The sequence below is a fragment of the Brunnivagina elsteri CCALA 953 genome, from assembly GCF_002289455.1.
GTDB lineage: Bacteria > Cyanobacteriota > Cyanobacteriia > Cyanobacteriales > Nostocaceae > Brunnivagina > Brunnivagina elsteri.
On the sequence record NZ_NTFS01000435.1, the window covers coordinates 1 to 5,242 of the forward strand.

The 5,242-nt window shown below is 40.8% G+C and carries 5 protein-coding genes and 1 pseudogene; 2 read left to right on the top strand and 4 right to left on the bottom strand.

What is annotated here, in order from left to right; all coding sequences use genetic code 11:
• The first annotated feature begins 286 nt into the window (after positions 1 to 286).
• Positions 287 to 493 (top strand): acetyltransferase, encoded by a 207-nt coding sequence (locus CK510_RS25775; RefSeq protein ID WP_095724389.1) that lies wholly within the window; start codon positions 287 to 289, stop codon positions 491 to 493.
• A 1-nt stretch (position 494) separates the two neighbouring features.
• On the opposite strand, the gene CK510_RS25780 is transcribed toward CK510_RS25775, so the two are convergent.
• Both CK510_RS25780 and CK510_RS25785 read right to left on the bottom strand, forming a co-directional pair.
• Positions 495 to 1,175: a PAS domain-containing protein gene (locus CK510_RS25780; RefSeq protein WP_095724390.1), complete on the bottom strand. Its 681-nt coding sequence runs from the start codon at positions 1,173 to 1,175 to the stop codon at positions 495 to 497.
• Positions 1,156 to 1,614: pseudogene (locus CK510_RS25785) on the bottom strand (RepB family protein); the annotation flags it as partial. The pseudogene CK510_RS25785 and the gene CK510_RS25780, both read right to left, overlap by 20 nt.
• A gap of 545 nt (positions 1,615 to 2,159) precedes the next feature.
• On the opposite strand from CK510_RS25785, the gene CK510_RS25790 reads away from it, so the two are divergent.
• Entirely contained in the window at positions 2,160 to 2,459 is a 300-nt protein-coding gene (locus CK510_RS25790) for a hypothetical protein (protein ID WP_095724392.1), read from the top strand.
• Positions 2,460 to 2,616: 157 nt separating this feature from the next.
• Here the strand turns inward: CK510_RS25790 and CK510_RS25795 are convergent, their stop codons facing one another.
• A complete protein-coding gene (locus tag CK510_RS25795) occupies positions 2,617 to 3,177 on the bottom strand; it encodes a Uma2 family endonuclease (protein ID WP_095724393.1) in 561 nt (186 codons plus the stop codon).
• Positions 3,178 to 3,399: 222 nt separating this feature from the next.
• Positions 3,400 to 5,052 (bottom strand): CocE/NonD family hydrolase, encoded by a 1,653-nt coding sequence (locus CK510_RS25800; protein WP_095724394.1) that lies wholly within the window; start codon positions 5,050 to 5,052, stop codon positions 3,400 to 3,402.
• Positions 5,053 to 5,242: the final 190 nt, after the last annotated feature.

Sequence of the window (5,242 nt, forward strand, 5' to 3'; positions counted from 1 at the left end):
CGTTACTTTGCCGATTCCAGGCAATACTACATTCCTAATGAAGTTCTGTCGCCACCTCTGACCCCAGAACAGGCATACATGAGGTTAAAAAAAATTGTGGAACAAGCAGAATTATAATTAGTTAATGCTTAATATTCATGGCATTATAAATTATTTATAGACATACAACAGTAAGGGTACAGATGTGTTGTACCCCTATCTCTTTGTCATATTATTTATCAACTTAACTATTACAATTAAATGCCCAATTAATCATTCACTAAATAAAAAATAGAGGTAGATTTAAATGCTATTACAATCTAAAGATGGCAGCAGCATCGTCGAAATTCTTGATATTCAAGAATTAATTAACCCTGTTAGTGATATTGTCAAAGGACAAAACCAATTAGGTGAGGAAGAACAAGACCCGATTAATTATAAAAAAGAAAATCTTGTATTCCCATCTGGCGAAAGTCTGCCCCGTTGTTGGGTAGATGCCAACTATCGAAACTAGCTCAAGCGGGAGCAAATGCACCTGGAGGAGTTGCGACTAGTTGAGGTGCTGACAAGCTGATTCCTTGTCGATACCAAATCCCATCGGCTTCAAATGCTTCAAATTTGGTAGTCAAAACTGCCCAAGCTTGTTCATTCAGTCCAGCAGAATAAGTCCAAGTAAATTGCCTATCTTGGTGCAATCTTTGTTCGAGTTCTGCTAAATCTTCCGGCAACCAAAATTTAGTCATCACCCTCTGAGTTGCTACCTCAGGGGGTGTTTGTAACATATCAGCCATCGGTTGATTGACAATGATTTGCTTGCGATTATCCTGCCTGACAATACTAACAGGGCGATCGCACTCCGCAGCAAGTATCATTCGCCGCAATAGTTCTATTGGCAATTCGGACTGAGAACAAAATACCGAACTACCACTACGCATGATGCGTTCGGCTGTTTCTGAAGGTGCTGGAGCTTCACCTGATGACATCCAGGCATAAAACTCAATCGGCTGTTTACATCGTTTCCACCCTATTCGCACCTTACCGTTAAATTTTGCCGCAGTTTCGCTAAGTGCCTCCCCGTAGCTGTGAGCAAGATTGGTTGCATCCCGTTTAGTCGGGGCAAAGATAGAAACTCCTTCGTAGGAAATTTTATAGTTCCAGCCTGGTAAGTTCAGGATACTAAGAATACTCGCACTCACCTTCTTTTATACCTCCAGAGTATTTATATACTTTTACACCTGTAGAACCATTTTCCACGGAAATTTTAAAAGTTTCTTGCCAAATCATTTTTCTTTCTTCTTCTGGGATGGCTAAATACGATGTAATAATCGCGAAATCCCCAGGTGTGGGTAAAACTTCGCCGTTTGCGATCGCAGGCAAGTTTTTGACTCCACAACGCTTTAATTTTGCCATGTTTACCCGCACCAAGTCGGCTACCGTTCTCGGAGATTGCTCGTCTTCTAAGGAACCCGCACCACCTCGTTTGGTAATCCACTCGTAAAGCATCTCCTCTATAGCATCACTTTGGGACATCCCTTCACGAGCGCAGATGACTTTGAATTCCCGTGCCAAGGAATTCGGAACGTAACCACTCACCTGCTTGTAATCGTCTGAACGCCTTCTGTCAGTCATAGTTTCGACTTTTTCACCTGATGTTTAATCTAACGCCTGTCTCTATTTTCTCTCATGACATCAAAAAATCAAGACATTTTGTACCACAATTTTTAAATGACATATTGACAAAAAAAAATGACAAGGGGTACTATAAAGGCGTGGAGTAATAAGCCACCGAAGAAAAAAGAATGGTAGGACACCCTAACAGCTAGCACCTTACCTGGCTAGCTAATGACTTGAACAAGGAATCCGAGGTTTGGTCTCTGATATGTACCAGTATATACGCTGTCACTTACTTAAGCAATACCTGTCGCTTAAAATACCCAATTTTATTTGACGGGAAAGGAATAATTATTGTTGTCATTATGGCAACTTCATATATATAAAGTGCTTTTAAAGTGCTTTGGCAAATTAAAAACTCTACTGATAGTGTCCATCGTCTCGTCTTTATTATTACCAAGGTGTCTCGAATAGACTAGAGAGCGACTTAGGATTAGAAATTAAGTGTTATTTTATATCCCGTAACCTGCACTCCTCCACATCCATATCCATATTAAGCAACAAAAGGCATGACTCAACTAAACTTCAGCCAATTCATCCATCCGCGATCGCAGTTCCCCAGCGTAGTAAATATAACTCGTGATGAACCGATGTTGGATTTGTACACAATGGCAGGATTGATACTGTATACGGCATGTGCAAATAACAATCAGAAAGCCGCAGCAAACGCACTGGAGGTATCAAAAACCAGTGCAGGACATATTGATGTCAAAAAATTATTCGAGCGTTGCCAGACGGGGGATAGAGCCGCAATTTTAGAAATGATTGCATTAATGGTTCCCGGATTGCAAACGAGGGTAGAAGCTTAAACCTGTTGAAGGGCAGGATTTTAGGAAAACAAAGAGAGCATTAGTTTAAGCGGAGACATTTTGCTGTGTCTCTGTTTTTTTTTGGATTTTAGATTTTGCGAAAAGTTGACGGGTTCGGTTTCCGTACCGTCAAACTTTTCAAGACGGATTTTAGATTTTATTCCAACAGTAAAGCAAACAAATCACCTACAGTTTGTTGAAATGTGATCGCAAATCCTGGTACAGGTAAAACCTGTGCTGCTTGGTCAAATACTTGTATAGTTTCCCCTACGTACACGAATACTGTTTGTTCAGATGGGTCAATCAACCAACCCATTTGAGTTTTATACTTTAAACAATGCAGAATATTTTTCGTTACTTTTGTTTGACTTTGATCGGGAGACAATATTTCTATTGTCCAATCTGGGGGATATGGAAAGATATTGGCAATTTCGCCATTTTCATCCCGTGGTATTCTTTCCCATGTAAATACAGATATATCTTGTACAACGGAACGTCCAGAAAATGTACATCTTAGCTCGGTAAAAGCTCGTGCAATCCTCTGGGGTTTCAATATTACATTGATAGCAGCAGATTCTTCTGTTTGAATTGTACTGTGTTTACCTTGTGGCATTGGCTTTTGAATGATTTCCCCGTCGATATATTCGCAAGCTGGTTTTGTTTCTGGTTGTTGCAGAAACTCTGCCAATGTTAGAGTTTTGGATTGCGATCGCAGCATTGGTGTAAGCTTTGGCGTATCTGGAGATGTTTCTTTTATATTTTAGAGGGAAACTCTGAAGTCTCTGGGGATTTTTCGTTTTGGGAGAAACCTGGTTTCTGGTAATGTGGTATCTTGAACAGGAATTATTAAACATCGACTGAATTTAATGATTCGTTGCCTGAAACCCTTGTCGTGCCTCCGCATCGCTACGTCTCTACATTCATTTTCACCAGATGTCTGTTAGGTATCAGCAACTACAGGTAATAAAATTCGTGAATCACGACAATTTACTGTAATCGTGATAATTTCCGAATTGATTAATTTTGAAGAGCTAATTTCTTCCCCTGTTCCTGCATTCATCGCATAAGCAGGAAAACATGATGCACTCAAACTCAACCGCAAGGCATTTCCTTGGGCAATTCGGATACAAGTTGGTTGTAATTCGATTTTTCGCACAGTTTCATTCGTTCCATCCCGAAAATTACGATATCCTTGCGTGATGTTATATACGCGTCCATCTTGGTAAACTTCTGAAAGAATGGCGGATAAGTCAAAGCTTACTTTGTCGGCATAACAGGATATTTCCACAATTACACTACCTGTTAAATGCAAGTCTTCATCAAGTATTTTGCTGGTATAAGTTAAAACATCTGAACGCGCATCAATCTGACTGCGATCGCACATTCCTGCGGGGATTCCTGCATGTCCACCTAAGGAAGGTACGGGTCGCCAAGGGTCATGTACAATAATGTCGGACGATATATTTGGGATTAAGTCTGGGATTGAGTCTGGATTGTCGATTAAACTGCCAGAGTCTTCGCAAATTCCCGCTAATCCGGTGCTTGACAAAAAGTACGATTTCTGGGAAGGTATTGGTATGTTGGGGGAGTTGTGCCAAATGTTAGTCCCCATCTCGAATAACCAAACTGGTGGTAAATCGAGTAAACCTGTATTTTCCCCTTTGAGAAATTGGTTAAACCAAGATATTTGCATTTTATCTACTGGACTAATGGCATTAACACCGAAGTCCACTGCACCAACTTTTCTACCCCAAGGAATATGTGCCCAAGGTGCTATTAGTAGCTGTTGCCGATATTGGCTACGGGATACCATATCATTATATAGATTTAGTGTCCCACGCAAATAGGTATCAAACCAGCCACCGATATGAAACATTGCTAAATCAACATCTTGCAGGTGTTTTTTTGGTGAGAGTTCTTGCCAGTAGTTATTTTGTTGGGAATGGTTTATCCAGTCGTGGTAGTAAGAGTCTGGAGCAAAAAACTTGATAACTTCTGGATAGTTGGGAGTTGCATCGTGGAAAGGTAGATTCCGCGTTGCTGCTGAAAGTACCTGATATGCTCTTTCATTTTTCTGTAGTCTAGCGGTTTCTGTTGATAATTGTAGCGCCCATGCAAGGTTTGTTTGCAAGCAAAATGCATCACCTTCATATGCCCAATCGTTGTATAAATCATAGCCAATCATTGCGGGACAGATGGCTTTGAGTGCTTCTGGTTTTGCGGCTGCTGCATATAGTTGCGTCATTCCTTGGTAGGAAAACCCGTACATACCCACGTTGCCATTGCTACCGGGTAACTTTGCCGCCCAGTTAACGCTATCTTCCCCATCAGCAATTTCATGGGCAAATAGTTTAAATTTCCCTTCTGAAGTACCCCTACCACGCACGTCTTGAATGACGACGATGTACCCTTGTGCAGCATACCAACTGGGATGGGCATAAACAATGGTTGATGCAATGTTTCTCCCATATGGTTGACGCATTAGTAATACGGGAAAATCACCTTTGCCATCGGGACGGTAGACATCAGCATCTAAGCGTATACCATCGCGGGTGTAGGTGCAAGCTGTTTGTTTGGGACGAATGGGGAGCATAGGTATTGTATTTGGACAATGGGCTAAGTCTGAATACGAAAATATTTATACATTGTGAATACCTTAAACTTTTGTGTATTTACCTACTTAGGGCTTGCTGAATAAGTTAAAACCCAATCAAAATAACTACTGGCAAGAACTCTCACCAAAAAAACACCTGCAAGATGTTGATTTAGCAATGTTTCATATC